The sequence below is a fragment of the Microbacterium kunmingense genome (assembly GCF_023155745.1).
In the GTDB taxonomy this organism is placed as follows: Bacteria; Actinomycetota; Actinomycetes; order Actinomycetales; family Microbacteriaceae; genus Microbacterium; species Microbacterium kunmingense.
The window spans coordinates 1-1097 of the sequence record NZ_JAKNUS010000021.1 but is presented as its reverse complement, the minus strand read 5'-3'; the positions used below and the strand labels follow the sequence as shown (position 1 = coordinate 1097).

Sequence of the window (1097 nt, the reverse complement as noted above, 5' to 3'; positions counted from 1 at the left end):
TCGACTGATATGTAGGGCTTTCTGTCAAGTGGGCAGGGTGAAGCGCCGCCGGGCTGGCTGCTCGGCGGCGCTTCTTCGTCCGGGTGGCGGGGGCCGGGGGTGCGGCGTGTCTTTCGACGCGTGGTCAGTCTGATATTCGCGGGTTGGTTACCGCAGGACCCTGTTTCGGCGAGAGCATCCGAGCTTGTCTGAGGTCGAGCGTGGCCGCCGGGGGCGGCTGCTCACAGTCGAACCGCTGGTGTTCTCTTCACGCTGCATGCGTTCCGTATCCGCGTCCGGGACGAGCTCGAGGGGTTAGTCCATGACGGCCAGGGACCAGCACCAGCCGGCGAGTTCGCGGGCGATCGCGGTGTTCGCGACGGTGTGCTTCTTGTGTTTCGCAGCGAGCACCATCCAGCGGTGGTGAAGGCGCCGGTTGCCGGCGTCGCCGCGGACTGCCGAGGTGGCGGGCGCGTTGGCCCATCGGTCCCGCATGACCTTCCCGATCCGGTAGGGGTGTTTGTGATACCAGGCGGACTCGATCAGCAGCCTCCGGGCGTGGGTGTTACCGGTCTTGGTGATCGGGCCCAGCGACCGGGACCCGCCGGAAGAGTGCTCGGACGGCACCAGCCCTAGGTAGGCGGCGATGCTCGACCCTGTGAGCCGGTGCCAGTCGCCGATCTCGACCGCGAGAGCGAACCCAGTCAGCGTCGAGATCCCGCGCAGACACCCCAACCGTGTTGTGACCGCGGTGAACTCCGAATCCGTCGCCATGACGGTGATCTCACGGTCCAGCCGGTCCTTGCGGGCCACGATCTGCGTGATCGCGTCGTAGCCGGCGTCGAACGCGGCCAGCGTTCCGATGCCCGCATTGTCGAGCCCGGCACGGCGTTCTGCGCGCAGCCAGCGGTCGTGGTCCCGACTCCAGGTGTTGGTCCCCGCGTAGACGATCCCGCGTCGCAGCAGCAGCTTCGACAGACGATGCCGGGCGGCCATCAGCTCCACCCGGGCATCATCCCGTGCTCTCACCAGATCCCTGGCGGACTCTTCCGCTTCGGTCGGCACCCGCACCGCGGTCAGCTCATCCATCTTCAGCAGCCGGGCCAGTAGCAGCGCGT

The 1097-nt window shown here is 67.5% G+C and carries 1 protein-coding gene; it reads right to left on the bottom strand.

Features of this window, described 5'->3' with window-relative positions:
• Positions 1-294: 294 nt before the first annotated feature.
• The coding region (locus MA875_RS17325; protein ID WP_248243443.1) for a transposase at positions 295-1097 on the bottom strand (803 nt) is incomplete at its 5' end.